Genomic DNA, 26,528 nt, shown 5'->3' on the forward strand with positions numbered 1-26,528 from the left:
AAGATATTCTTTATCTTCGTTTTGTACCAGCAAAAGTCCGGCTATGAATGAATTTTACTGGAATTATCAGCAAACAAAGTTTCATGGTATCCACTGGGTTCCCGAACAACACCATCGTGTCATGATCATTGTACATGGTATTGGAGAGCATGTTGGGCGCTATGACCATGTGGCGGAATTTTTTATGAAAGAAGGTTTTGCGGTAGTGGGTATTGATCACTACGGCCATGGTAAAAGCGATGGCCCCAGAGGTGGTTCCAAAGGATTTGAATTTATGTTTGACTACCTGCAGGCGTTTTTACAATACGTAAAAGATACCTGGCAGCAACCGGTAGTCATGTATGGCCACAGTATGGGAGGTGGTGTATTAACGGGCTTCTTACTAAAACGGCATCCGGATATTCAGGCAGCCGTGATTTCCGCTCCGGCGCTGATCATCGGCATGCGCCCGGGAACATTCCTCAAAGGTTTCCTGAAAGCCGCCAGTACATTAGCGCCCAATCTTCGGATTAAACAAGGATTGGATATCAATAAAATTTCACATGATAAGGGGGCAGTAGAAAAGTTTCAGGCAGATCCTTTGCGGCACGACAAACTAAGCCTGCGCCTTGCCAACGATATGATCCGGAATGGGGCCTGGTGCCTGTTACACGCGGATGAGTTACGCGTACCCGCTTTGTTAATCCATGGCAACGCCGATGAGTTTACCGCCGTGGAAGGTTCCCGTCTTTTTGCCCGCAGAGCGCCCGCCACACTGCTTACTTACCGGGAATGGGAAGGCATGTATCACGAAATGCACAATGAGCCCGATAGCCGGGATGTTTTATTGTTTGTAGCAGGTTGGTTGAGTAATGTTAGAAATTAGTAATTTCGATGTTACAATTCTATAATTATGAAAATCCAAAGCTCTATTAAGTGGCTTTTGCCTGCTATTGTCATGTTTTGTTGTACAAAAGCAAGTGCGCAGCAAATCGACCTCGGTGCCAGAGGAGGCATCAGTATCCCTAATCTCACTGCTGGCAGTGGTGAAGAAAACCCTCTCAACAAAGGTTATAAATCCCGTCAGGGGCCTGATTTCGGTATATTTGGTGAATACCATGTCAGCAAACTCTTCTCTGTGGAAGCAATGATCAGCTATTCTTCCCAGGGTGGTAAAAAAGATGGATTACAAGCATTTCCTGTTACACCTGCACAGGCAGCTCAATTACCTCCGGGAACGCAATACCTCTATGCTAATTTCAAAAGCCAGGCTAAACTGAACTACCTGATGGTGCCTATCCTGGCGAAATTTGGCTGGAACCTGGGGCCTACATCTCCGTTACGCCTGTACGTAGATGCCGGTCCGTTTTTCGGATTCCTGTTGAGCGGCAAACAAGTAGTAACCGGCGGCAATCAAACTGTTTACCTGGATAACGAAGGCAAAATGCCTTTGCCTGGCACACAACCTTTCGACAGAACCGTTGATATCAAAGATCAGTTGAATACTTTCAACTTCGGCGTAAGTGGAAACGTAGGACTGGCCTATCTCTTTGGACGCAACCAGGTATTTGTTGAAGGCGGTGGAAACTATGGCTTCCTCAATATCCAAAAAGGAAGCGCTAACGGTAAAAACAATACCGGTGCAGCTACTGCATCTATCGGCTATGCTTACCGCATAAAGAAATAGTTTATTAGCAGAAAGCTGAAAGCTGAAAGCAAAAAGCAAAAAGCAAAAAGCTATTGAGGCGAATAATTAAAGCGTAAAAATATCCGCTCTGATTATTCGCCTCAATAGCTTTTTGCTTTCAGCTTTCAGCTTTCTGCTAATTTATGGGTTTGTTGACCATAATCCCGCTGATTTCACCAGCACTCGTCTGTTCAGCTTCAGTTGCGCTACCACAAACTCCGCCAGGTCTTCCGGTTGTAATACCTTATCCGGATTACCGTCTGTTAAGTTCAGGTCTTTCGCCATATCAGTAGCAATGGTACTTGGTGTTAAAGCGCTTACCCGGATATTATGCTTTCTTACTTCCAGCATCAGGGATTCGGTTAATCCCAGCAGCCCGAATTTAGAAGCGCTGTAGGCGCTGGTCAACGGAGCTCCCCGTTGTCCGGCGGTAGAGGAGATATTGATGATATCACCTGTTTTCCTGGCGATCATTTCCGGCAACACTGCACGGGTAACATAATAAACCCCCATCAGGTTAACCTGTATGATTTGCTCCCACTGTGCCGGCTCCAGGTCCAGGAAACCGCCAAACGCCGCAATACCCGCATTGTTGATCAGGATATCTATTACGCCCATTTCTTTGGTGAGTTGAGCTACTGCTGCATTCACCGCGTTCATATCACTCACATCTGCGGTGGCATATGCCACTTTTACGCCCAGGCCTTTGATCTCTCCGGCCACTTCTTCCAGTGAACCTGCACTACGGCCCATCAGCGCGATATCAACACCTTCCTGTGCCAGCGCCACTGCCAGCGCACGACCAATACCCTTACCACCACCAGTGATCAGGGCCTTCTTTCCTTTTAAAGATTCCATAATGCGTTCATTTCTTAATGACAAAAAATACCTGGCAAAGGTACAACCCTTTGTTACATTTACGGATTATCTTCGCATTATATCCACTATATAACAGTACCCAACAATGATCACAATCTCCAATGAAAAACTTACTGTGGTAATAAATCCACAGGGCGCAGAACTGCAAAGCATCATCCGCAAAGACAATGGACTTGAATATCTATGGAGCGGAGACCCCGCGGTATGGGGCAAAAAAAGCCCGGTGCTCTTCCCGATAGTAGGCGGACTAAAAGACAATACCTACCATTACAATGGTCAGTCGTACACCCTCGGTCGCCACGGCTTTGCCAGGGAACAACTGTTCAGCATTATGACGCAGGGAACAGACCACGTAAGTCTCCATCTCACAGATAATCCAACTACCCTTGCCGTATATCCTTTTCATTTCGATTTTACCATTCAATACCTGCTACAAGATGACCAGCTACAGGTAACCTACCGGGTAGTCAACAACGACGATAAAACATTATTCTTTTCAGTAGGTGCCCACCCGGCATTTAAAATACCATTGGTAGATAGTACAGGCTATGAAGACTATTACCTCTATTTCAATAAAGAAGAAACCACAGGTATCTGGCCACTGTCGGCCGGCGGACAAATAGAAATGACGCCGGTACCCATGCTGGAACATACCCATGAACTGGGCCTGCAGAAATCATTGTTCTACCACGATGCCCTGGTATTCAAAAATCTGGCCTCTACCGCCATCAGCATCAAAAGCAAAGCTACACCGCATGGCTTAACCATGGAGTTTGAAGGATTCCCGTATATGGGCATATGGGCCGCTAAAGACGGTGATTTTGTATGTATTGAACCCTGGTGCGGGATTGCAGATAATGTAGCAGCTACAGGCGCGCTGGAAGAGAAAGAGGGGATTAATCAGCTGGCACCTGGTGGCAGCTTTGAAAGAACCTGGACAGCAATGCTGTATTAAGCGGTTAGCTTTTAGCAGTTAGCAGTTAGCAGTTAGCTAATGCCGCGGAGATAATGTTATGTTGATCTTCGCGGCATTAGCTAACTGCTAAAAGCTAAAAGCTAACTGCTTTAGAAATTATATCCGGCTTTCAGCCCAAAGAAGCCACGGGTACCATCTTTGAACCATGCCTCATACTTGGCTTCTACATCCAGACCGAGTAAACGGATACCCAAACCTGGTGCTACCAGCCCGCCTACACCATTGTAATTTTTTCCGGTATACTGAACAGTACCACCTTCTACTTTTACATACAACAGCGAAATCAGCTTATAACGTAAGCCTAAACGAATAGGAACGGTATTTAAATCCTTGTAATCATAGCCTACACCGTTGGTAGTACCGCTTTTACCACCAAAATGGAAGTAGCTCACGGAACCTACCGCAGTTAAACCTGCTACCAGTTTTACGTCAGCACCTAAACCAATACCATAGCCGGTATTATGAGTATTACTGAAGTCGCCCGTAGGGAAGCCTGCTTCTACAAAAGGCCCGATACTAAAACGCTTCAATTGTGCCTGTGATGATTGCGTACTGATACAGATCACCAATAGCATGGTTGCAAATGACAGGAAGATTTTTTTCATAAGAAACTAATTTTCAAAGGAATGGTTGACTACAAATTAGCTGTAAAAATAAGGAACAAATCTTAAATGGGAGCAGAAAGCATAAAGGCGAAAGCAAAAAGCTATTAAAGCAGATGACCAGCGGGGATAAATTACTTCATTACCCGCTCAATCATCCGCTTTAATAGCTTTTTGCTTTCGCCTTTCAGCTTTATGCTATTTCCAAATGCTCTTTCACCGCTTTGGTAGTATGGTTATTTTTCGGATTCGCTTCTATCCTGGGCGGAATCAGCTTATACACTACCGGCGTTACTATACGGGATAGCAGGGTAGAGCTGATCAGGCCTCCAATCAGTACAATCGCCAGCGGGGCAATTAAAGGATTGGTGGAGATAGCCACCGGTATCAGGCCGCCAATCGCGGTGAGTGAGGTGAGTACAATTGGCAGGAAACGTACTTCTCCGGCTTCTCGAATCGCGGCCTCCAGCGAGTGCCCCTCCATACGCAACTGGTTGGTAAAATCTACCAGCAAAATGGTATTCTTTACTTCAATACCCGCCAACGCTATCAAGCCTATGATGGCTACAAACGACAGGGAATTACCTGTCAGCCACAGTGCGATAGCAGCTCCTACGATGCCCAGCGGAATCACAGACAATACAATCAACATACTCTTGAAAGTTTTGAACTGCAAAATCAGCACGGCAACAAAAAGGAATACGGTCACAATGATCACACTCATGAATCCACCAAAGGAGTTTTTCCTGCTCTCCACTTCTCCTCCCATCTCATAAGTATAGCCAGCAGGGAGTTTCAGCGCATCCATTTGTTTTACCACGTCTTCAATTACCTTGTCTGTCAGGAAACCTTTCCGGATAAAGGCACTCACAGCTACTACCCGGTTTTTCTCCTGGTGACGGATCGTCAGGGGAGATGTTTCCAACTGTAGCTGTGCTACCTGTGAAAGCGGAATCGCGGTCCCCTGGCTGTTATTGACGTATAAGTCTTTGAACACATCCATGGTAGGCTTGCCTGTTTTTTGCTTTGTGAGGAGGATGTCATAGTCATTGTCATTCTGATCGTTGTATTGACCGAGGTTAATACCGGAGATGGCTAAACGTACCACGCGGTCGATATTGGCCGTAGGAATGCCCAGCTGCTGTGCTTTTTCACGATCTATCTTTACCCGGATATCTGATTTCAGGGTGCTTACCGGGTTGTTGATGTAAATGGTGCCGGGTGTTTTTTCCAGCAACTTTTCTACGTTGGCGGCCATGGAACGTAAACTATCCAGGTTATCGCCGAATAAACGTACCTCTACCGGCGCCACCATGGGCGGACCTTGTTCGAAGTTTTTCACTTCTACCTTGGCGCCGGGATAGGGTGTCCATTTTTTACGCAGGGCCTCAATCAGCTTGTTTTTTGCCGCCGGACTGGCATGGTCATCAAGTTGTACAAAGATCTGCGCGTAATCGCTTCTTTCGTTTTCCTGGGTTTCGTTATAGTAGATGCGTGGGTTGCCTTTACCGATGTTGCTGGCGTAGGACTTAATCGTTTTTTCCTGCTTCAGCTCCTTTTCGATCTGCTGTACCACTTCGTTGGTATAAGTAAGATTGGATTGTGGCGGCGTAAAAATATTGATCAGGAATTGTGGTTTTTCGGAAGATGGGAATAAGCTGAAACCAATCACCTTAAACAATCCGATGGCCGCCCCAAAGATCGCTAACGACACTACTACGGTTAACACCGGACGATGCAAAGCTTTGTCCAGTAATTTAGCATAGCTGCCATGGATCATTCTTTTCAGCAAACGCATAAAGAAATTGCCTTCCGGGTTGCCGCTATGTTCTTTCAGCAAACGGCTGGAAAGGAAAGGAATAATCGTCAGCGATACCGCCATAGAAGCCAGTACACTGAATATCACGGCCAGGGGAAGGCTGCGGATAAAATCGCCGCTACCTTCCGGCATAAATACCAGTGGCATGAACGCGATGATCAAAGCTGCGGTACACCCTATTACGGCTAAGCCAATTTGTGAGGTAGCTTTCAGCGTGGCTTCCATGCGACTGTGTCCTTCCAGCATCCAGCGTTCTATATTTTCTACTACCACAATGCTGTCGTCTACCAGTAGTCCCAGCGCTACCACCAATCCTACAATACTCAGCTGGTTGAGGTTAAAACCAAACAATTGCAGCAACACGATACCGATAGACAATGATAACGGAATCGAAATCATTACAATCAATGCCGGACGCTGTCCTAAGGGCAATAAGGTGAAGGCTACCAGCAGGATAGCAATGATGAAATCCTTACCCAATCCGCTCAGGCGGTTATTCACGGCATCGGCCTGGTCGAAGTATTGTACCAGGTCAATATTGGCGGGCAATGTTTTTTTGAAATTTTCTATGACCGGCTTGTATTGTTGCTGTGTTTTGGTGATGTTTTCACCGGATTTCTGCGCCGCAGAAACCACTACGCAACGGTGTCCATTCAGTCGCACAAAGTATTTCTCATCTTCAAAACCATAATAAACGCGGGCAATATCTTTCAGGAAAACATTTTTGCCGTTGGCATTGGATACAATGGTGTTGCTGATTTCTTCTATGTTTTGATAGTTGCCGCTGGTTTTGATGTTGAAACTTTTTTCACCGGCGTCGATGCTGCCACCGGGTATATTGGCCATTTCACTTTGCACGGCAGCCATTACCGTGTTAACGGGCAGGTGCAGTTGCGCCATTTTGTCCAGTTGTAATTCTACCCGTACCTGTTGATCGGGCAGGCCATGTAGTTTTACATTTTTCAGGGAAGATACTTTCTCCAGTTCATCCTGTAATTTATCGGCGTAGTAGCGGAGTTTATCACGGGAAGCATTTTCCGAGATGAGGGCTACCTGTACTACATTTACATCGGAGGGTTCCTGTTTACGTACTTCTATGCTGTAAATATCTGCCGGCAGGTCTTTCCGTTTATTATTCACTTCTCTTACGAGTTCCTGGTATTTCTGGTCTACGTTGGAACTGTATTTATATTCCACCCGCATTACGGCTACGCCATCGCTGATGGAAGTACGTATGCGTTTGATATCATCCAGTGCATAGATCTCTTTTTCCAATGGGTCTACTACCAGGTCTTCCATGTCTTTAGGGCTGGTGCCGGGATATACCACGATGAGACTATATTGCGGTGCTCTCATTTCCGGATCTTCAGAGCGGGGCATATTAAGGATGGTGGTGATGCCCAGCACAATGATCATGATGAATATCACCAGGGTAAACTGGTAATTTTTGACGGCGTATCTGGATATTTTCATGGTAGTAATTGTTATTGGATGATACGGATGGGAGATTGATCCTTGAGATAGGCGCTACCTGAAATGATGAGTGCCTTTGCCTGTTCCATGCCATTGCTGATGAGTACATTTTCTTTTTCCATGCCGGCAATGGTGACGGGTATTTTCTGAGCGGTTTTGTTGTCGTTGGTCACGAATACAAATCCGCTGCTGCCATTGCCATCCAGGAGGGCGGCATAGGGGATGCTCCAGGCGGTGTTGTGGCTGGCAGCCGCGCTGGTATTGATATGGCAACGGCCAAACATGCCGGCCGCGATAGCGGCGGGCTTGTTGCCGGAGAGCTGTACATCAATGAGGAAGGTCCCGCTTTGGGCATCAATGCCTTCTGATTTGCGTGTCACCATGCCGGTGAGGGTATCACCGGGAACACCGGAAATTTCAATGCTTGCTTTGTCGCCATTTTTCACCTGCGCCCATTCTCTATCGCTAACGCCTACACGCAATAACCAATGTGCACTGCTGGCGCCGTTGGTTTGCAACACCGGGGTACCGGCAGTCACCATCTGGCCGCTGCTCACCAGCTTATGCAGTACGTAACCATCCTGTGTGGCGTGGATAGCAGAATAGCTGCGGTTAAACTGGGTGGTACTCAGTTGTTGCTTAGCCTGATCCATCACGGTTTTGCTGTTTTCCAGCTGCTCTTGTGTGGCTACGCTGTCGTTATGCAGGCGTACAATACGTTGGTAATCCCGTTGGGCTTTATCAAAAGCCAGTTGGTCTTTTTGTACCTGTGCATCTATTTCGGTGAGGTTCAAAGTGGCCAGCAGCTGACCTTTGCGTACGGGATCCCCTTCTTTTACCAGTATATTACTGATGATACCGTTTGTTTTGAAGGAAAGATATACTTCATCATCGGTAGTAAACTGGCCAGACGCGTTAATCGTGGTAGCGGTACCTTGTTTGGCGAGTGGCATTATTTTTACCGGGATCGTATCTGAAACGGTAGCTGTTGCAGCCGGCTTGGTGCCGCAGGAAAACAGGACCATAGAAATCGGGAGGAGAAGCAATGTATTTTTCATGAGCATGCATTTATTAGTTGTTGTGATTGTCGATATTGTAAGATGCCTGTGCACGTTCTACCCCGGCATACGCCGTTTGCACAGCGGCCTGTGATACGGTAGTTTGTAGTTGTGCCTGGGTCAGTTGATTTTGTGCGTCCAGTAGTTCTATGTAGAGTAGTTGTCCTTCCTTATATACTTTCATTTGATCCCGGAAATACCTTTCGGCAAAAGCCAGTTGACTTTGTGCACTTTTGAAGTTGCGCAGTGCGGTTTGATAATTGTTGAGGGCTTCGTATAGCTGTAAGCGTAACTGATCGGTGGTTTGTGAAGCCGCATTGGTGATGGTGGCAACTTCATTGGAGGCTTGTTTGATCTTGTATTTATATTTATGAGAAGCAAACAGGTTCCATTCCAGGTTGAGTCCGAAGAGATAATAGCGGGTATTTGCATCGAAGTGGGCGCCCGTTCCCTGCGAGCCCAGGTCAATGAAGGTGCTGAGTTTGGGAACCAGGTAGGAGCGTTGCAATTGTTCGTTCAGGCGGTATACGGTAGTAGCGCTTTTGTATTGTGCTAACTCTTCCCGTTCGTTGATATCCTTGCCAGGTAACTGTTCCGGCGTGATGAGCAGGGTGCTGTCCAGGGTGATGTTTTCTTCCAGGCCGCGGTTAAGCAGGAAGTTAAAATATGCCTGGGCATTCTGCCGGTTGTTGATGGCTTTGTTGATATCGGCGGCTGTTTTCTCTTTTTCTGTTTGCGAACGGTACAGGGCTGTGTTATTCCTAATGCCGTTGCGTACCATGCTTTCATTGATGCGGATATTTTCGTTGATCAATGAAAGGGCGTTGTTATAAATCGCTACTGCCTGGGAAGCCTGGTAATATTGATAGTAGGCGGTTTTAATATCGCGCACCAGCTCCCGTTTGTACACATTTAGCGCTGCCTGCTGCTGGGTGATTTGTTCTTTCTTAATTTTTTGGTTGTAATAAATTTCGGCGTTGATCAGCGGCAAACTGGTCCTGATTTTAGCGTCGTAAAAGTTGTCGGGGTTTAATTGAACGGCCACATTTTCCAATGGTTTGAAGTTATGGCTGTTGGTGAGCTGGTTCAGGCTATTATACACCGGGTTCATGATATCACCGATGGGGAAATCAATGGTGCGTCCACCATTCGATTTGGTGTAACTACCAAGTAGGGATACATTGGGACCAAACAGGCTTTTAGCTTCCTGCAATGCCAGTAGCGATTTGGTGAGCTGAAAATTTTGATCTTTCAACCCTTTATTGTTGCTGAAGGCGGATTGTATGTATTGATCCAGCACGGTGTTTTGTGCGAAGGAGCTGAAACCCGCCATGAGCAGGCCTGTTAACAATGCTCCTTTTGTGAGTGATGTGTACATAGTGAACGGTGTTTATTTAAACCGAAAAAAATAAAGCCAGTGCGGCTTTTGTTATCATTGTTGATATACTGAACGGTGTTTAATACTGCGCTTAAAAAAAAGCCGGGAAGGCTTTTTAATTGATTTTAACGACACATTGCTTTCTCACTGCCGGGCAAATTTGACAGGCTACTACTTGTTAAGACGATCAACTCCGCGATATATTTTAGGCAATGGAAAAAAAAATTACATTTTAATCATGCGTAAATAATCCTGGATCGCTTCGTCTACTACTTTCGGCATATCTTCTTCGGAAACCCTCGATACTTTTGAGCATCTGCCACGCAGGTGCAGGCTAATCAAGCCATGCGCAAAACCCCATACGGAAAGCGTAGCAATGGTAGGGTCTTTAAACTTCACCAACCTCTTCTCAATGCAATCTTTCATCAGGTAAAACAAGGCATCATATGCAGGATCCCCGTTTTTCCATTTCTCTTCTTCTACCAGGGCATTCATGGGTGCTTTAATGATAAACATCAGGTCATACAATTCCGGATGTTCCCTGGAAAAATCCACATAAGCCTTCGCCAGTTGCTCCAGCCTTTTAAACGGTGCTTCTTCGGTGATCTTCGTCTGAAACTCTCTCGACAGGGTAGCAAAAGCATCTGTCTGCACATCATACAACAACTGGTCTTTATCTTTATAATAAAGATAAATAGTGGCAGGACTGTACTCTATTTTATCTGCTATGTTGCGGATGGATACCTTTTCATATCCTTCTTCCACAATCATTTTAGCAGCTACGTCTACAATACGTCTGCGCATTTCTGCTTTTTCACGCTCTTTTCTTTCTATAATGCCCACGTTGAATTGTTTACAGTGCAAATATACTGAACAGTGTTTATTATCCAAATTTTATTTTGGAGGAGGATGGTCAGTGGGTCATAAATTACCTCTTTTTTGGCGTAAATACCCCCGCGATGACAATTTTCTCCGGTTTAATTTTGTTTTACACTAATAACAAACGGGTATGAGCAGTGTTAATAATACTATTGCAGGATTGGAATTGGCCCAGATTGGCTGGGTAGTTCCGGATATTCATTCGGCGGTGAAATTTCTCTCCAATGCGCTGGGTATTGGTTTCCCGGAACCAGAGCATGTCCGTGCGGAGGATCTTGATATGACCTATTACGGTAAGGTAGTGGCAGGCGACTGGCTGACTACCCAGACTTATAACGGGGGCACCTTCATAGAACTGGTCCAGCCGCTTTCCGGTCAAAGTATGTTTCATGACTACCTGGCCAAATTTCCAGCAGGCGGCACACAACATCTTGCCTTTCGTTTACCAGTCAGCGGATTTGAGCGGGTGACCGCCGACCTGCGGGAACAGGGTTACCCGGTAATCAGCGAAGTAGATCACCCCATTGCCAGGATGGCCTTCTTTGATACTTACCAGCCGCTGGGTGTGGTCACCGAAATTATGGGTATCACGCCGGAGGGATGGACAGCTATCAAACAAATGGAAAAGACCCGGTAACAGCATTTTGTATCAATTTGTATCAATAAAAACGCATAATTATGACAGTAGAACAGATTGCCTCCCGCCTGGCGGCCCTTTGCCGGGAAGAAAAATTTGATGTGGCACAGCAGGAGCTGTATGCAGATGATGCAGTAAGCATAGAACCCTATGCTACCCCCGAATTTGAAAAAGAAACCAGAGGACGCAAGGCTTTAATAGAGAAAGACAAAAAGTTCAACGCTATGGTGGAAGCCCGGTATGGTGTTACGGTATCGTCACCGCTTATTGCGGGCAATGTGATTGCCTTTGTATTGACAATGGATATTAAAATGACAGGCAAGGAGCGTATGACCATGAGTGAGCTTTGCGTATATCATGTAAAAGACGGCAAAATTATTTCAGAGCAATTTTTCATGTGATATTGTATAAACTCAAAACAGGATGAAGCCGGAGACGTGCTACTCCACACTCACCTCATCGCAGCACAGTGCCGGCTTTTTTCCTTCCACCAGCCGCCAGTCCGGCAATGTCGCCGGGCATTTCGCCGTTACCCGCAGGTACCTCGCTGATGTAGCCGGTAAGGAGAAGGAATAAGGAATGATATGTACCCCGAAGTCTTCCCCCGGAACAGGAATATCTTTCACACCCGCTTCTTTGAAATTAATACCATCGGTAGAAGTAGCAATCAGTAACTGTGTTGGATTAAAGATATAATGCCGGGCGTCCTGTAAAAAATTTAGCTGTATCTGATGAATGGTTTTGTTGCTACCCATGTCAATAGTAGCTATCATATCTTTTCCATAAGTGAACAACCAGTTATAGCTGAAGTCGTTGCCGCCAAATAAGCCATCCGTCAGGGTTGCTTCTTTTTTAGGCGTATACTCCGGCGTATAGGCGTTAACGAGGGTGACCGGCGCATGCAGCGCCAGGCCATTGATCCATTTACGGGAGAATAACGCCTGCCATTCCTGGGCATAGGCATCCGGCGATAAACCGCCTTCAGACAACTCCGTTACACCGGCAGCTTTACACTGCTCCACAAAATGCGTTACCCGCGCTGGCCATTTCGGCACCACGCTGCCATCTGCCTGTAAGTAACCATACTTTTCATTGCCATAAAAACGCGACTGCTGCAATACCACATACTCCAGGAATAAGCGGGTCTGGTATACATGCTGCAGGTATGGCGTGTTATCACCTGCTGCTGCTTCGGCTTTGTCCAGCAGGGTAGAGTATTGGTCTATCAGCGTTGGAGATAAATAATCGCGGGTATTGAAGATGGGATTGCCATAGATGTCCAGGGTACTGCGCGTGCTTTTAACGGCGTTACTCAGTGCATCCAGGTATTGCCCCACAAAAGGAGCGGCAGGGCCGTAATAACCCTTTAAAAACGCTTCTTTCACCGTTTTAAGATCTGCATTAGGCTGCCATAACAGTGCCGCCTGCACGTAGCTGTTATATTCCGCCATATCACCATAGGTTTCCCCGCTGCCTTGCGAAAAAACGCCTTTCACCTTATGGGTCGCAAAATATTGAAGATTGGGTTGCAGGTGATTATAATCCGGGAACGGGGCCAGGTAGTTAGTAAACTGCGTGGTATAATCCCAGATGAACAGGTTGCCGGTAGTAGCGCCCCATCCCTCCAGGTTTTTCCGGAACGCTGCGGCAGAAGGGGCTTGCGACAATGGCTCCTGCCGGAAAGCATCAATGGTGCTCAGCATGATGTATACATTGCCGGCAGGTTTCGTTTTCAACGGTGGTTTAGAGGTATAGCCATATGCCAGCGTGGTAAAGCGCTGCGCCGGAAACTGGCTGGCTACACGGTTCACAAACCGGATCAGCGATCCCTGTGGGCCGCCTTCTTCCACATCTGCTCTTTTGCATAAGTTACAGGTGCAGGCGCCGCCCCCATCTTCCGGGGCAATAGACCAATACATGGCATCCGGATTGTCTGCAATCGCCTTTTTAAACCAGGCTACCGTTAATGTATATACGTTTTCATTGCTCAGGCACAATTGCTGGGCCTGGCGTTTTCCGTTTACCAGGGAGTAATATTCCGGGTGGTCTTTAAAATAAGTAGCGGGAGGTACGAGCTTAAAAAAGGAATGGCCCCATAGTCCCCATAAATCCTCGAAGCGCTGTAATCCGTGCCACGACAGGTATTCCGCGTCCGTAGAAGCAGGGTAATAGCTTTCCCGGTATAGGAAGGCAGGCTCCTGTAAATCAGATATCCCACCGGCAATGCGTATATCCTTTGATGTGGGTACAACTGCCGGTCCTTTGGTATCTTTACGGCAACCCATATACGTTTCTAATGTATGGTATACACCATATACCACACCTTGTCCGCTGCCGCCGCGGATATACAGTTGTTTGTCTTTGCTTCCGGTGAAATAGCCATCGCCTTTTATTTTCTCCGGCCCTGATGAGTGGGCGGTATTACCAATAAAAACGGCTGGCTGATCTTTATATTGACGTTCAGGGATCACCGTTAGTTTTACGCCGGAAATGCGTTGCACATAATCCTGGAATATGCCGGCTGCTTTCGTTTCCGCTTTGGTAGCCGATTCCGGTACAACAATCACATAAGCGCTCTGGCCCTGCTTTACCAGGTATAAGTCGTCTGCTTTACCTGGTGCACATGCCGTGTGCAACAACGTCGTCATCGTCAACAAAAGGTAACTCATAGTCCTGTACATTGTAAGTCAGTTAAAATTTCCGCTGAAGCGTTACATAAATATCATATTGGTTCTGGAACCCGGTATCAGTAATTTTCTGGTTAATCCAGGTGCCAAATAATCCCAGCGTGGTACGGTAATGCAGTACTTTCTGATAGCCGGCGCCAATGCTATGCGTCAGCAGCCCGGAAAGATTCGGAAAGTTCACCAGCCGGCTGCGGTCGTCCGGAGAAGTTCCCAGGCCCGCTACTACCTGCAGGTAATCCTGCCGCCTGTTCATATAGTAACGGGAAGTCAGGTTAAATGCGGTATAGTTTTTTGAAGACTCGCTGATCACGAAGCCACGCAGGTTCACCCAGAAATCACCAAATGGTTTAGCTACAGACACTACGCCGGAAATACTGCTCACGCTGTCCAGGTTCAGGTAACGTCCACCCAGTTCCACCTCAAAATCTTTTCCAAAGGTTTTGAAGATAGAGTAGGCAGCGCGCAGTTGCGGGAACACCGTTTTATTGGAATACGCCACCATACCGTAGGAGTATAATTTAGGGTGGTGGGTATAATACATCTCTGCTAATCCCTGTAAGCCGTTACCAGTTTGTCTGCCGGCATAGTTGAGCTGGAATGCATAAGACCCCCGTTTTATAAACCGGCGGTATTCTATCGTCGCAATATTGTATTTGTTGTCGGAGTAGTCGTAGCTGGAATTCAGATAATATAATCCAAACTGGTTCTTCAATGTTTTGCTTTGCAGGTAATCGCGATAGTCAGTGTTTACGGTGGTGGGCTGTAGCTTTACCAGCGAATCTGCGGCCAGTGCGGCGGCGGCAAAGTCTTTTTTATTCTCCAGTGTTACCACGCGCTTCATTAAAAACGCATCATTGTTAGGATAATATTTTAAGCCTTGTACCGTATATGCCAGCGCGCTGTCGTAGCGTTGTTGTCCGTTGAGGGCATTGATGCTATACAGCAGTACCATGGAGTCTTTCGGATTCAACGCCAGCACCTGGTTAAACATGGCCAGTGCGCTATCCGGTTGTTGCCGGCGCTGGTACTCGGTACCGGCGTAGGTCAGGCTGTTGATATAAGCGGCTTTGTATTTGAGCGTGTATGGGTACCGGGCCATCAGGTCTGCCGTGATGGCTGCTGCGGCAGCATAATCGTGGTTATCCTGTAGTACCGATGCTTTCTTCAGGAGGAAGTCGCGATTGCCGGGATAGTATCCCAATGCTTTATCTGCATAGTACAGGGCGCTGTCGGGGTTGCCGGTGGCGCTTTGCAGGTTGATCATATATTCCAGTGCATCCTGGTTGGAGGGTGCTACAGCCAATACCTGTTCAAACTGTTGTTTGGCAAGGTCGTATTCTTCTGCTTTCATCAATACCCTTCCGGCAGTCAGTCGCATTTCTGCGAGGTTACTGCTGAAGCGATCGTCTGAAGGGAAGCGGTTGGACAGCTGCGCGGCGATAGCGGCGGCTTCTTCATACCTGCCGGCATCTGCCAGTACACCGGACTTTTTTAGTAAGAAGTAAGTATTGTCCGGGTAATAGTTGAGTGCCTGGTCCAGCACTTTTAAGGCGGCTGGTGTATTTTTTTGAGAGATGTAGGTATTGGCTAAAAGATTGAGTACCGTCGTATCGTTAGGACTCACAGCGAGTGCGCTTTCGAAAGAAGCCAACGCCAGGTCATATTGCTGTTGTGCCAGGTAATCGCGTCCACTGGCGGTTTGCAGTACTATCAGTCGCTCTTTCAACTCCGGGTTAGGGGAGCGTTGATAGAGTGTGCTGGCTAATGCCGCTGCCGCACTGTATTTATGATCTCCTTCCAGTACATCCATCTTCAATGCGAGTAGACGGGCGTCTGTTGGATTATTTTTCAGGCCTTTGTTGATCCATGCCAACGCTTCTTTATAAGCGCCACGGGCCATGCTGTAACCAATGAGTTTGTCGAGTGCTTCACGGTTGCCGGGATTTTTTTCCACTACGCCTTCGTACAGCGTATAGGGGTCGGTGTTAGCGTACCAGGCGGCTGCTTCCATCCGCAGGGTTGTTTCCAGCGTGCGGGTTTTGGCATCGTTGGGGTAGCGCCGTTGTATTTCCTTCAAGGTGCTGAGGGCGTCTACATAGGCATGCATGTCTTGTAAGATGCCGAGTTTACGCATCAGCAAGTCATAAGAGCCGGGTGCTGTGCTCAGGTTTTCATTTACCTGGTCGAGCGCCGATTGGTAGCTGCCGCCTTTGAGGGCCACAGCCAGGCTCGCTTCCCTGGCTTGCTGGTTGCGTGGATCTGCCAGTAGAACTTTATCGTAGCTCTGACGCGCCATACCAGCATTATTCAGCTGTTGATAGTAGCGGCCGGTGAGCAGGTAATGTTCTATATAGGAGTTGCGTACGGTGGTGTCTTCCGGGTATTTACTCATCATGGTTTCCGCCAGCTCATTGCCGCGGTATACCTTGTGTTGCAGGTCCAGGATGCCCAGTTTCTTGCGCATAAATTCGAGGCTGCCGGGGAAATAAGCCAGGGCTTCATCTGCATAACATTCTGCTTCGGTATATCTGCCGGTGGTTAATTCTACATTGATGGCATAATAATAAGCATCCCGGTACCGGGGATTCTTCGTCAGTACTTCTTTCACATATTTGCGGGAGAGGTCGTACTGTTTGGTGAGCATATATAACCTGGCCAGCAATAACTGCTGATCAATATAATCTGGTTGTTGCTGCAAAGCCTGCTGCGATAAAGCAATCGCCTTGTCGTAATGCTGTTGTTTCGTTTCCGCCACTGCCTGATTGTACAGCGCTTCTGCACTATTCTTCTGCTTAAAAACCTGCGCCTGCGTTTGCAACGTCAAACACACTACTATACCTGTGAACAGATGTTTTAATACAGCCATCGCTTTCCTGTTTATAAGTTTACTTTCGTTTACCAAATCCTTGTCTCTGCATATTTCCCCAGGTAGATTTTTTACCAATAAGAAAATACCAATATCCCCGCAATGCAAAAAATACGATCAATGGGTGGTACATCAACGGCTCGAAAAATGCCATGAGTGCCAGTCCGATTACTTCCCGCCAGGTTTTGTAATAACCGTAGGTGATCTGATCCCAGCAAATGGCCAGCGTGGTGATCATGACAGAATACAGGTATACAAACAACAATAAGATAAGTGCATATTGCCAGTTTACCTGACCCGTAACGCCGAGATAGATGTAATAAAGGATACCAATGAATTCAATGACCGGCGCCAGGAATTCAAAAAACAGGTTATAAGGTAATACCACCAATCCCAGTTTTTTATACCGGGGATTGAAAAATAATTTCCGGTGTATGGTGATGATCTCTGCCAGTCCGCGTCCCCAGCGGGTACGCTGCCGGCTGAATATTTTCATATTGGGAGGCCCTTCCGTCCAGCATTGGGTGGTGGGAATATAACGGATGGCGTACTTCATTTTATTGTCCAGCATGTAAGCACACATGCGGGTAACGATGTCCATGTCTTCCGCAAAAGAGGCATGGTCATAGCCTCCTGCTTTGATCGCTACTTCTTTGTCAAATAATCCCAGTCCGCCTGATACATTGGGTACGCTGTTTAGCCCGCTCCATCCCATTTTCCCTAACACGTAAGCCCGTATGTACTCCATTTCCTGGAAGCGGGGTAATAGTCTTTCGGGGGGGCGTACCCGTATGATAACACCCTCATCTACTTCTGTGGAATTGGCGAGCCGGAGTGTAGCGCCCGTAGCAATTACCTGGCGGCTATCTTCCACTACATGTATAAATCCGCACTGGGGGCAAGGCTCACCTACTTCCCTGGTTTTCTTAATCTCTTCATCCATGAAGGGCTTAATCATGCGCAGCAGGGTATCTTTCTCTATAATACAATCCACGTCGGTACAGAGGAAATAATCAAATGAGGCGGCATTGATACCCGCATTGGACGCGTCGGCCTTACTTTTTCCGTTCACCTTATCAATCACCAGCAGCTTGTCGTAGGCGGTGTTGGTCGACTTATACAGCTGTTTTACCGGTTTGGTAACAATTCTTTCGTTATAGGCAAAGTCTACCGGCACCAACTGAAACTCGTTGACGAGTTTTTCCAGGGTGTCGTCTGTACTGCCGTCGTTCACGATAATAACCTCAAAGCGTGTATAATTCAACGTTAGTAAGGAGCGAACATTCATAATAATGGTAACGCCTTCGTTAAAAGCGGGCGCTATCACGGAAATGCCCGGTGTGAGCGGCGAATCCAGCAGGTGATCATAGTTGGTAAAGCTGTTTTTTTTACGAAAGCGTATAATACCACGGTAAGACATATACGCCAGCAGGGCGTACATGAATAATAAGGTACAACCATATATAAATACGCCTTGTTCAAAAATATTTCTCAGCATACGTTGCTCTTTTCTTTATTTCTTTTTTCCAAAACCTTGCCGTTGCATATTACCCCAGGTACTTCTTTTGCCAGTCAGGAAGTTATAATAGCCCCGCAGGGAATTAATTACAATCAGCGGATGATATAATAAAAACTCCAGGAAGGGCATTAAACAAAGGGAAGCCACCTCCCGCCACGATTTGTAATAGCGGAACGAAAGCTGGTCCCATAGGATAGAGATGGTGGTAATCATGACGGCATACGTATATACGAACAGCAGCAAAAGCAGGGCATATGGCCAGTTGATCAAATGGAGTGCTGCCAATATGATATATACAATAATACCCGAGAATTCCACCAGGGGCGCCAGTAGTTCAAAAAAGAAATTGAACGGGAATACAATGAGCCCCATCCGGCCGTAGCGGGGATTGAGGAACATACTAAAGTGGGCCGCCATGAGCTGTGCCAGTCCACGTGACCAGCGAACACGTTGCCGGCTGAATATTTTAATGCTGGCCGGTGCTTCTGTCCAGCAAAGGGTTTTAGGGATATAGCGAACGGCGTAGTTAATCTTATTGTCGTGCGCATACCGGCACATCCTCGTGAGCAACTCCATGTCCTCTCCAAAGGAACTATGATCGTATCCACCGCAACGGGTGGCTACTTCCCGGTCGAATAATCCCAATCCGCCGGATACGTTAGGAACACAGTTAATATAACTCCATCCCATTTTTCCCAGTACAAAAGACCGGATATACTCTACTTCCTGGAAACGGGGCAGCAGCTGTTTAGGCGCGCGCATCCGCGTCATCACGCCTTCATCGAACTCCGATGAATTGGCAATACGAAGGGTGGCGCCAACCGCAATTACCCGTTTTCTCACTTCCTGCATCACCGGCCGGATCAGCTCCAGCAGCGTATCTTTATGGAGAATACAATCCACATCGGTACATACAAAATAATCGAATGCAGCGATGTTGATGCCTGCATTAACGGCATCAGCCTTACTTTTCCCATTTACTTTATCAATGACTACCAGGGAAGAATAGGCCGGGTCGGTGGATTTATAGATACTCCGTACCGGTTTGGTTTGAATCCTTACATTATAGGCAAAGTCTACCGGCACTATTTTAAATTCTTTGATCAGTTGCTCCATAGTATCGTCTGCACTACCGTCGTTGATGATGATGATTTCATAACGCGGATAATTCAGCGTGAGCAGGGAGCGTACATTGGATACAATGGTAAGCCCTTCGTTATAGGCAGGCGCCAGGATCGTAATGCCTGGTGCCAGCGGAGAGCTGGACAACACTTCCAGCTGATGTTCATTGTCCCGTTTAACATATTTTCTAATGGCCAGCATGGATAAGATGGCCAGCAGGGCATAGGTAAATAACAACACCAATCCATATACGAAAAGTGTGCTTTCATAAATCCTCCCTGCCGTTTCTAATAATCCATTCATCAGTATTTGATTAACGGGTTCATACAATGTTTAAGAATCAGCAGGCTGCCCGGATCTGCTGTGTCCAGCAGTTCCTGTAATATCTTGTTAGCGATCGATTCATTTTTTACGATGGACTTCGCTGCACTCTTACGCAGATCGAAATTGGTAGAATGCAGGAATTCCTGTTTCAGAAAATCGATATGTTGTCCGCCACCAATGCGTCCTACCGCCTTCAGAATTTCTATCTGGCACTGGAGTGGCTGGCTGCTGTACATATATACCAGCTTGTCTTCTACATCCGGTACCCGGAGCTTACCCAGGCAATTGATCGCATCTGCACGGAGGTGGTGGTCTTTGGTATCCAACAGTTGTTTCACGGCCGGTACTGCCGGTAGCTGGTTATAATGTACAATCAGCTTTAAGCAAAAAGACACCACGCTTCTATTGGAAGAGTAGGTGACCCAACGCGCAAAATTCGGAATGGCGATATCTTCCGTAGTGGTAATGATCCGGAACAATTCTACCTGGTCCCACATCAGCAGGGGATCGGTGACCACATCAAAAAACTTGAAAGGCTCATTTTTACTGAGTTTGATATATGCATGCCTGGCGGCCGCCCTCAACTCACGGTTATGGCTATTCGTTAATGGCAGTATCGTTACGTCGGCAATGGGAATGTCCATTTCGATGAACTCTGTCAGGGCCCGGACTTTCCGCTCCCATTTGGAGGATTTCATCTGTTTCACATTGTCTTGGTCCAGTTCCAACTGCATGTACAGCGCCCGAAGCAAACGCCCGGGATTACCTCTCACATTCCGGCGAAAGTGAATGATCCGGTCGGTAACAGCTTGCCGTGCCCATTTTTTACTCAACGGAAGTTGGTAAAACGGCTCCAGGTTCAGCTGCACCTTATCCGGCTGGGTTTGCGCCAGTGGATCCGGGTTGGCCAATACTTCTTCCACAATCAGGTTGTCTAAAGGCGGAAGTAATTTGGCCAGTCTCTTTGCACGCTGATAGCCCAGGAAACGGTTTCTCAGGATAGAAAAATAAGCGAGAAGGGTAATGAGCGTTGCAATTACAATAAATATCATCGCCAGCTGTATAGCCACCGGCGCTCCCTGGAAAAGGTTCCAGGCTGGTTCCAGGAAATCAGGTATTTGTATATACAAGATGCAGCTATTTATTCATTAATAATCTTTTCACCCGGATTATTAATTCGGCAGGTATAATAGGTTTTTTGAGAAAATCATCCGCACCCAGTTTGAAGGCTTCCATAATCATATCTTCATTACCGGCATTGGAAACAATGATTACAGGAATGCTTTTTTCTCTCTCATGATTTTTAACTTTACTGAGAATTTCAAAACCGTTGGCATAGGGCATCATAATGTCTGTGATAATCAGATCATAGTCATAATTCGTGGCTTCCAGCTTCTCAAATGCTTCTTTGCCATTGGATACATGATCCAGCTGATAATCAGGAAGAGGAAGAATTCTGGCAACTACCTTCGGCATAATTTCGTCATCTTCAATTAACAGTATTTTAGACATAGTAGTTGAATTTAATCCCGTAAACAATACAATTACCACATTGTTTAAGAGACGCAGATATATTATAAATTTTATTTTTGATACAGACCATGAAATCTGGAAACTGGTTTTCTTCGTTGTTATGTTTACCTCACCTGCAGTTTGCTTTGATATATACTTAGAAAGCGTATGGTTAGGTTTTTCTCAGCCGGTACAAATTTTTAATATAACAGGAATATGAATATTTTAACGGTGCTCAAAGGTATTGAATATGAAGGCATTTCGGTACTTTTATATCTAAGATAGTTATTTTGTAAAATAGAACAATTACCTTTTTGCCGCATACAAAATGAAAATTTCACTGATTAACAGGCTGTACCTTGGATTTTCGCTGGTAGTTTTATTAGTACTACTGGGAGGTTTCCTAACCTGGCGAACGTTTGATACACAAACAGAAGAAGCTGGCTGGGTGCAACACACCTATCGTGTATTAAATAATTCTGAACGGGTACAACGGTTGATATTTGATATGGAGGCTGCCAGGCGCGGGTTCCGCAGCACTTTCGAACGGAAGTACCTGCAGCCTTACGAACTGGCGTTACCGAAAGTAGCACCCGCACTGAATGATCTGCACTCTATGGTAGACGATAATCCGGTGCAGGTGAAAAATGTGGATTCGCTGGAAGATGAAATCAATCATTTGTTAAGCTTCTGGAATGTACTGGATCATACAGCCGATCAGCAACGTGTTAAAGATAACAGCGCTATTACGGAGAAAGAAACCCTGCTGGTCGATAAAGTAAGAGCCAGGATTGGCGCGGTAAATGCGGAAGAACGCCGCCTGCTCGCCCTCCGGGAAGGCATGAAAAGTGAGTCTTTTACCAGGGCGGTAAAAATGCTGCTGTTAAATAATGCATTTATTCTATTGGTAGGATTCATCCTGATGCGTATTACCTACGTGGAATTCAGACGACGACTAAAAGCGCAGGCAGCGCTGAATAATAAACTCGAAGAAGTGGTAGACCTCAACGAGGCCGCCAACGAGAAAAACTGGCTGCTCACCGGCGTAAATACGATGAACGACAGCCTGCAGGGCGTAGATCAACGTGATGAACTGGTCCGTAATTGCCTCCATACCCTGACCTCCTTTGTTGGATTTACCGCTGGCGCCTTTTACTGTTACGATGAAGCCCATAAGGATCTTCGTTTGACCGCAGCCGTTAGTATGCCGGCTTCCCTGCCGCAAAGGGTAGGGATGAATGATGGCTTTATTGGCGCCGCCGCTGGTAACCGGAATATCCGGGTTGTCAATGGCCTGCCCGCTACCTACTGGCAACTCAGCTCCGCCAGTGGCCAGGCTGTGCCGGGCGCCATTGTAATGATTCCCCTCTGGTCTAAAAACGAATTGCTCGGCGTGATGGAACTGGCTTCCTTTAACGCTATCAGCGCACAACAGCTCCGCCTGCTGGAACTGCTCGAAAAAGATATATCCGTTGCCGTTAATGCCGCCAATTCCCGCGCAAAAGTATTCACATTACTACAGCAGGTACAGGAACAAAAAGAAATCCTCATCAGCCAACAGGAAGAGCTGCGGCAATCCAATGAGGAGTTAAGCCGCCAGTCGGAAGTACTACAAGCCTCCGAAGAAGAGCTGCGGGTACAGGAAGAAGAAATGAGACAGGTAAATGCGGAGATGGTGGAGAAAAACAAAGCTTTGGAAGCCGCCCGTGGCGCCCTGGCGCTCAAAGCCACGGAACTGGAATCCAGCAGCCGCTACAAATCGGAGTTCCTGGCGAATATGTCGCATGAACTACGCACGCCACTCAACAGCGTGTTGATTCTCGCCAAAATGCTGCAGGAAAATAAAAGTAAAAATCTCACCGAAAAACAAATAGAATACGCGGGTATCATCTATAAATCAGGGTCAGATCTCCTGCACCTGATCAATGATGTGCTGGACCTCTCTAAAATTGAAGCCGGCAAAGTGGAAATGAATTTCGAGGAAGTAACGGTGACCGGCATGATGGAGGATCTGTCCGACCTCTTTGACATTGTGGCGAATGAAAAGAAAATCCAGTTTATAAAAAATATCGCGCCGGATGTTCCCGCTACCGTTGTTACGGATAAACTCCGCCTGCAACAGGTAGTCCGCAACCTGTTGTCCAATGCCTTTAAGTTTACGCCCAATGGCGGTGTGATCAGCATTTCCTGGTACATGAGTAATGCAAATACCCTGGGTATCAGCGTGACGGATACCGGTCCCGGTATCCCGGAAGATAAACAGGACCTGATATTCCAGGCCTTCCACCAGGGAGATGGCGCTACTAACCGCAAATTTGGCGGCACCGGCCTGGGATTGAGCATCAGCCGGGAACTCATGCTGCTCCTGCACGGGGAAATACACCTGGATAGTAGTACGCCTAACGGTAGCACATTCTCGGTAGTGATCCCAACAAATGGTCAACCTATGGAGCCGTCGGAAAGTTACGAGGCGGCGCCGCCCATTACCCCCGTAGTAACTCCCCCCGTTGCGGTGGAAGTGGACGACGACCGGCATAACTTCAGCAAGCAGGACAAACTTATACTGATTATTGAAGATGACATTTATTTTGCCGATATCCTCCGGGACTTTGCCCGCAACAAAGGCTTTAAAACCATTGTTGCACATAACGGGCAGGATGGATTGGCTTATGCCCGCAAATACCTGCCGGCAGCGATTATCCTGGATATGAACCTGCCGGTTATTGACGGTGGCAGCATTCTCAAGATCCTGAGGAGCAGTGAAGAACTAAGCAAAATACTGATCCATGTGGTGACCGCAGCCGATATTCAGGCGATAGCAGGGGATAACATCCATGGATATACGAGAAAGCCACTGGAGCTCAAAGACCTCGAAGAGGTATTCGTCAACATCAGTTCCCAGATACAAGCCCGGTTGAAGAAAGTATTGCTGGTGTCTGCCGGTCCGCTGGGCGCTGATACACAGTTAAAAACGAAGAGCGACGAAAGGAACCTGGAAACCCAGTATGATATGGCCGATAATATTCGGTCGGCCTCCTCACTGTTGACCGCTAAAAAATATGATGCAGTGATTGTGGAGATTGGGAGCGACTTAAACGCCGGTATTGGCCAATTGCAGGCGTTGTCGGGTATTTCCACCGCCGGGAATACGCCGCTCATCGTTTATCTCGACCAGGATATCACCGGTCAGGAAGAGCAACAGTTGAAAAAGTATGCGTCGGCCATTGTCCGCAACTCCTCTCATTCTACTGATCGCCTGATGGATGAACTGGAACTGTTCCTCTATAAATTACAAAAGAAAACAAATGTGGGGATCCCACCGGAAGCACCGATGGATGGCGATCTCTCCGGGAAAAAAGTATTGCTCGCCGATGATGATATGCGCAATGTTTTTTCTATCAGCGCCCTTATGGAAGAGCATGGGATAGAAGTACTCACCGCAGCAGATGGCCGCGAGGCATTGCAGGTGCTCAATAACCATCCCCAACTGGACCTGGTACTCATGGATATCATGATGCCGGAAATGGATGGTTTTGAAGCCATGAGGCAAATCCGCGCTGATGCCCGTTTTCAACAGCTGCCGGTCATTGCCCTCACCGCCAAAGCCATGGCCGGCGACCGCCAGAAATGTATTGAAGCAGGCGCTTCGGACTACATCGCTAAACCGGTAGACAACATAAAACTATTATCTTTGTTAAGGGTATGGTTATCATAACAATCTATGGTAGAAGATATCAGTAACAACGATTTCACGGAACTGGTGAAAATTATTCAACAGCGATATGGCTATGATTTTACAGACTATGCCCCGGCTTCCCTGAAGCGACGATTCATCCGGTTTACCGGGTATACCAAAATCAATAGCCTGTTTGAATTAAAACATCGCCTGCTAAACGAAAACGATTTTTTCCAGGAAATGGTCCAGTATATTACTGTGAATGTGACAGAAATGTTCCGGGATCCATCTTTCTATAAAGCCCTTCGGGAACAGGTACTGCCAAGGCTGGCATCTTATCCTATTATTAAAATATGGCATGCCGGCTGTGCTACCGGGGAAGAAGTATATTCAATGGCTATCATGCTGGAGGAAGCCGGTTTACTGGACCGTTGTCGTATATACGCTACCGATATGAATACCGCCAACCTGCGCAAAGCAGAAGCCGGTGTCATTGCGTTGAAAAATATGAAAGAATATACCTATAATTATATACAATCCGGCGGTATCCATGATTTTTCCAATTACTATACGGCCCGTTATGATAACGCAATTATACAGCCAGCCCTGCGACGGAACATTATTTTCTTTCAACACAACCTGGTAACAGACCAGGTGTTCAACGAATTTCAAATGATCTGTTGCCGGAACGTTTTTATATATTTTAACAGAACCCTACAGGAACGGGTAGTTAAATTATTCTATGATAGCTTAACTTCGCTGGGATATCTGGCATTGGGTATAAAAGAATCGCTCCTGTATAATGAACACCGACATAAATTTGAAGCAGTCAGCATTCCAAATAAAATTTTCAGGCGTAAAGTATAGTCATTGACAGTTCCCCGTAAATACCGTCTTGTGATAATCGGAGGTTCCGCTGGTAGTATGCCGGTACTGGTGGAGTTAATGAGCCAACTGCCATCTCCTTTTAATATCCCGATTGTGATAGTGATACATCGCCTGAAAAACGTGGAGAGTGAATTGGACAAACTATTGTCGGTGCAGCAGAAAATTGTAGAACCAGAAGATAAAGCACCCTTACTACCAGGGAATATTTACCTCGCTCCTCAAAATTATCACCTGCTGGTAGAAGAAGACAGCACCTTTTCCCTTGACTATTCAGAGCCATTGAATTATAGTCGTCCGGCTATAGACATGAGCTTTAGCACTGCCGCCACTGCCTTTGGCTCCGGGGTGCTGGGAATTCTGCTCAGCGGCGCTAATAACGACGGCGCAGCCGGGCTTTGCCAAATCGTTGCCCGGGGTGGTACTGGAATTGTACAGGACCCGGCCACCGCCTTGTTCGCCATGATGCCACAGGCCGCCCTGGATCAGTGCGCCGGCGTAAAAGCCATGGCTGCAGAACAGATAATAACATATTTGAAAAATATAAGCATAGCAAATAAAAGTTGACAA

At 46.8% G+C, this 26,528-nt stretch carries 20 protein-coding genes; 8 read left to right on the plus strand and 12 right to left on the minus strand.

The annotated features are described in order from the left end of the window. The first annotated feature begins 43 nt into the window (after positions 1 to 43). Positions 44 to 865, plus strand: coding sequence for an alpha/beta fold hydrolase (locus tag AC5ZC7_RS07150; RefSeq protein ID WP_496160275.1), 822 nt, complete (start codon positions 44 to 46; stop codon positions 863 to 865). A gap of 27 nt (positions 866 to 892) precedes the next feature. After that, positions 893 to 1,666 (plus strand): outer membrane beta-barrel protein, encoded by a 774-nt coding sequence (locus tag AC5ZC7_RS07155; protein ID WP_496160274.1) that lies wholly within the window; start codon positions 893 to 895, stop codon positions 1,664 to 1,666. A 141-nt stretch (positions 1,667 to 1,807) separates the two neighbouring features. On the opposite strand, the gene AC5ZC7_RS07160 is transcribed toward AC5ZC7_RS07155, so the two are convergent. Further along, complete coding sequence (locus AC5ZC7_RS07160; RefSeq protein ID WP_496160273.1) at positions 1,808 to 2,524, minus strand: 3-ketoacyl-ACP reductase; 717 nt, start codon at positions 2,522 to 2,524, stop codon at positions 1,808 to 1,810. A 106-nt stretch (positions 2,525 to 2,630) separates the two neighbouring features. Here AC5ZC7_RS07160 and AC5ZC7_RS07165 point away from each other — a divergent pair, with 106 nt between their 5' ends. Next, entirely contained in the window at positions 2,631 to 3,500 is an 870-nt protein-coding gene (locus AC5ZC7_RS07165) for an aldose epimerase family protein (protein ID WP_496160272.1), read from the plus strand. A 110-nt stretch (positions 3,501 to 3,610) separates the two neighbouring features. On the opposite strand, the gene AC5ZC7_RS07170 is transcribed toward AC5ZC7_RS07165, so the two are convergent. The 5 genes from AC5ZC7_RS07170 to AC5ZC7_RS07190 form a co-directional block, all read right to left on the minus strand. Next, entirely contained in the window at positions 3,611 to 4,126 is a 516-nt protein-coding gene (locus AC5ZC7_RS07170) for a hypothetical protein (RefSeq protein WP_291927939.1), read from the minus strand. Between the two features lie 190 nt (positions 4,127 to 4,316). Then, complete coding sequence (locus tag AC5ZC7_RS07175) at positions 4,317 to 7,415, minus strand: efflux RND transporter permease subunit (RefSeq protein ID WP_496160271.1); 3,099 nt, start codon at positions 7,413 to 7,415, stop codon at positions 4,317 to 4,319. Between the two features lie 11 nt (positions 7,416 to 7,426). Next, entirely contained in the window at positions 7,427 to 8,473 is a 1,047-nt protein-coding gene (locus tag AC5ZC7_RS07180; protein WP_496160270.1) for an efflux RND transporter periplasmic adaptor subunit, read from the minus strand. A gap of 13 nt (positions 8,474 to 8,486) precedes the next feature. Then, positions 8,487 to 9,851 (minus strand): TolC family protein, encoded by a 1,365-nt coding sequence (locus tag AC5ZC7_RS07185; protein ID WP_496160269.1) that lies wholly within the window; start codon positions 9,849 to 9,851, stop codon positions 8,487 to 8,489. Positions 9,852 to 10,076: 225 nt separating this feature from the next. Then, entirely contained in the window at positions 10,077 to 10,694 is a 618-nt protein-coding gene (locus AC5ZC7_RS07190; protein ID WP_496160268.1) for a WHG domain-containing protein, read from the minus strand. A 166-nt stretch (positions 10,695 to 10,860) separates the two neighbouring features. Between AC5ZC7_RS07190 and AC5ZC7_RS07195 the strand changes: the two genes are divergently transcribed. Together AC5ZC7_RS07195 and AC5ZC7_RS07200 are read left to right on the plus strand one after the other, a co-directional pair. Next, positions 10,861 to 11,367, plus strand: coding sequence for a VOC family protein (locus AC5ZC7_RS07195; protein WP_496160267.1), 507 nt, complete (start codon positions 10,861 to 10,863; stop codon positions 11,365 to 11,367). A gap of 41 nt (positions 11,368 to 11,408) precedes the next feature. After that, the gene (locus tag AC5ZC7_RS07200) at positions 11,409 to 11,768 is read left to right on the plus strand and encodes a SnoaL-like domain-containing protein (RefSeq protein ID WP_496160266.1); all 360 of its coding nucleotides are present in this window, start codon (positions 11,409 to 11,411) and stop codon (positions 11,766 to 11,768) included. Positions 11,769 to 11,807: 39 nt separating this feature from the next. Here the strand turns inward: AC5ZC7_RS07200 and AC5ZC7_RS07205 are convergent, their stop codons facing one another. From AC5ZC7_RS07205 to AC5ZC7_RS07230, 6 genes are read right to left on the minus strand one after another with little or no spacing between them, the layout of a single operon-like run. After that, entirely contained in the window at positions 11,808 to 14,036 is a 2,229-nt protein-coding gene (locus AC5ZC7_RS07205; RefSeq protein ID WP_496160265.1) for a DUF4838 domain-containing protein, read from the minus strand. A gap of 22 nt (positions 14,037 to 14,058) precedes the next feature. Then, positions 14,059 to 16,920 carry a tetratricopeptide repeat protein gene (locus tag AC5ZC7_RS07210; protein ID WP_496160264.1) on the minus strand — a complete coding sequence of 954 codons (2,862 nt, stop codon included), beginning with the start codon at positions 16,918 to 16,920 and terminating at the stop codon, positions 14,059 to 14,061. A 19-nt stretch (positions 16,921 to 16,939) separates the two neighbouring features. Then, complete coding sequence (locus AC5ZC7_RS07215; RefSeq protein WP_496160263.1) at positions 16,940 to 18,418, minus strand: glycosyltransferase; 1,479 nt, start codon at positions 18,416 to 18,418, stop codon at positions 16,940 to 16,942. A 15-nt stretch (positions 18,419 to 18,433) separates the two neighbouring features. After that, a complete protein-coding gene (locus AC5ZC7_RS07220) occupies positions 18,434 to 19,864 on the minus strand; it encodes a glycosyltransferase (protein WP_496160262.1) in 1,431 nt (476 codons plus the stop codon). Then, on the minus strand, positions 19,864 to 21,015 hold the full coding sequence (locus AC5ZC7_RS07225) for a HEAT repeat domain-containing protein (protein ID WP_496160261.1): 1,152 nt from the start codon (positions 21,013 to 21,015) through the stop codon (positions 19,864 to 19,866). Before AC5ZC7_RS07225 ends, AC5ZC7_RS07220 begins: the two co-directional genes overlap by 1 nt. Before the next feature lie 7 nt (positions 21,016 to 21,022). Continuing rightward, positions 21,023 to 21,397 carry a response regulator gene (locus AC5ZC7_RS07230; protein ID WP_496160260.1) on the minus strand — a complete coding sequence of 125 codons (375 nt, stop codon included), beginning with the start codon at positions 21,395 to 21,397 and terminating at the stop codon, positions 21,023 to 21,025. Between the two features lie 328 nt (positions 21,398 to 21,725). Here AC5ZC7_RS07230 and AC5ZC7_RS07235 point away from each other — a divergent pair, with 328 nt between their 5' ends. The 3 genes from AC5ZC7_RS07235 to AC5ZC7_RS07245 are packed head-to-tail and all read left to right on the plus strand — an operon-like array spanning position 21,726 to position 26,525. After that, positions 21,726 to 25,112, plus strand: coding sequence for a response regulator (locus AC5ZC7_RS07235; protein WP_496160259.1), 3,387 nt, complete (start codon positions 21,726 to 21,728; stop codon positions 25,110 to 25,112). Positions 25,113 to 25,118: 6 nt separating this feature from the next. After that, positions 25,119 to 25,940: a CheR family methyltransferase gene (locus AC5ZC7_RS07240; protein WP_496160258.1), complete on the plus strand. Its 822-nt coding sequence runs from the start codon at positions 25,119 to 25,121 to the stop codon at positions 25,938 to 25,940. 30 nt (positions 25,941 to 25,970) lie between these two features. Continuing rightward, positions 25,971 to 26,525, plus strand: coding sequence for a chemotaxis protein CheB (locus AC5ZC7_RS07245; RefSeq protein ID WP_496160257.1), 555 nt, complete (start codon positions 25,971 to 25,973; stop codon positions 26,523 to 26,525). Positions 26,526 to 26,528: the final 3 nt, after the last annotated feature.

It is taken from the genome of Chitinophaga sp. 9-1-y, from assembly GCF_059511905.2.

Excerpts from the sequence above, each read along its gene's own strand:
- AC5ZC7_RS07180 (WP_496160270.1), bottom strand. The coding sequence starts at position 8,473 with ATGAAAAATACATTGCTTCTCCTCCCGATTTCTATGGTCCTGTTTTCC.
- AC5ZC7_RS07155 (WP_496160274.1), top strand. The coding sequence starts at position 893 with ATGAAAATCCAAAGCTCTATTAAGTGGCTTTTGCCTGCTATTGTCATG.
- AC5ZC7_RS07230 (WP_496160260.1), bottom strand. The coding sequence starts at position 21,397 with ATGTCTAAAATACTGTTAATTGAAGATGACGAAATTATGCCGAAGGTA.
- AC5ZC7_RS07215 (WP_496160263.1), bottom strand. The coding sequence starts at position 18,418 with ATGCTGAGAAATATTTTTGAACAAGGCGTATTTATATATGGTTGTACC.
- AC5ZC7_RS07240 (WP_496160258.1), top strand. The coding sequence starts at position 25,119 with ATGGTAGAAGATATCAGTAACAACGATTTCACGGAACTGGTGAAAATT.
- AC5ZC7_RS07210 (WP_496160264.1), bottom strand. The coding sequence starts at position 16,920 with ATGGCTGTATTAAAACATCTGTTCACAGGTATAGTAGTGTGTTTGACG.
- AC5ZC7_RS07165 (WP_496160272.1), top strand. The coding sequence starts at position 2,631 with ATGATCACAATCTCCAATGAAAAACTTACTGTGGTAATAAATCCACAG.
- AC5ZC7_RS07160 (WP_496160273.1), bottom strand. The coding sequence starts at position 2,524 with ATGGAATCTTTAAAAGGAAAGAAGGCCCTGATCACTGGTGGTGGTAAG.
- AC5ZC7_RS07235 (WP_496160259.1), top strand. The coding sequence starts at position 21,726 with ATGAAAATTTCACTGATTAACAGGCTGTACCTTGGATTTTCGCTGGTA.
- AC5ZC7_RS07205 (WP_496160265.1), bottom strand. The coding sequence starts at position 14,036 with ATGAGTTACCTTTTGTTGACGATGACGACGTTGTTGCACACGGCATGT.
- AC5ZC7_RS07175 (WP_496160271.1), bottom strand. The coding sequence starts at position 7,415 with ATGAAAATATCCAGATACGCCGTCAAAAATTACCAGTTTACCCTGGTG.
- AC5ZC7_RS07195 (WP_496160267.1), top strand. The coding sequence starts at position 10,861 with ATGAGCAGTGTTAATAATACTATTGCAGGATTGGAATTGGCCCAGATT.
- AC5ZC7_RS07220 (WP_496160262.1), bottom strand. The coding sequence starts at position 19,864 with ATGAATGGATTATTAGAAACGGCAGGGAGGATTTATGAAAGCACACTT.
- AC5ZC7_RS07170 (WP_291927939.1), bottom strand. The coding sequence starts at position 4,126 with ATGAAAAAAATCTTCCTGTCATTTGCAACCATGCTATTGGTGATCTGT.
- AC5ZC7_RS07200 (WP_496160266.1), top strand. The coding sequence starts at position 11,409 with ATGACAGTAGAACAGATTGCCTCCCGCCTGGCGGCCCTTTGCCGGGAA.
- AC5ZC7_RS07185 (WP_496160269.1), bottom strand. The coding sequence starts at position 9,851 with ATGTACACATCACTCACAAAAGGAGCATTGTTAACAGGCCTGCTCATG.
- AC5ZC7_RS07150 (WP_496160275.1), top strand. The coding sequence starts at position 44 with ATGAATGAATTTTACTGGAATTATCAGCAAACAAAGTTTCATGGTATC.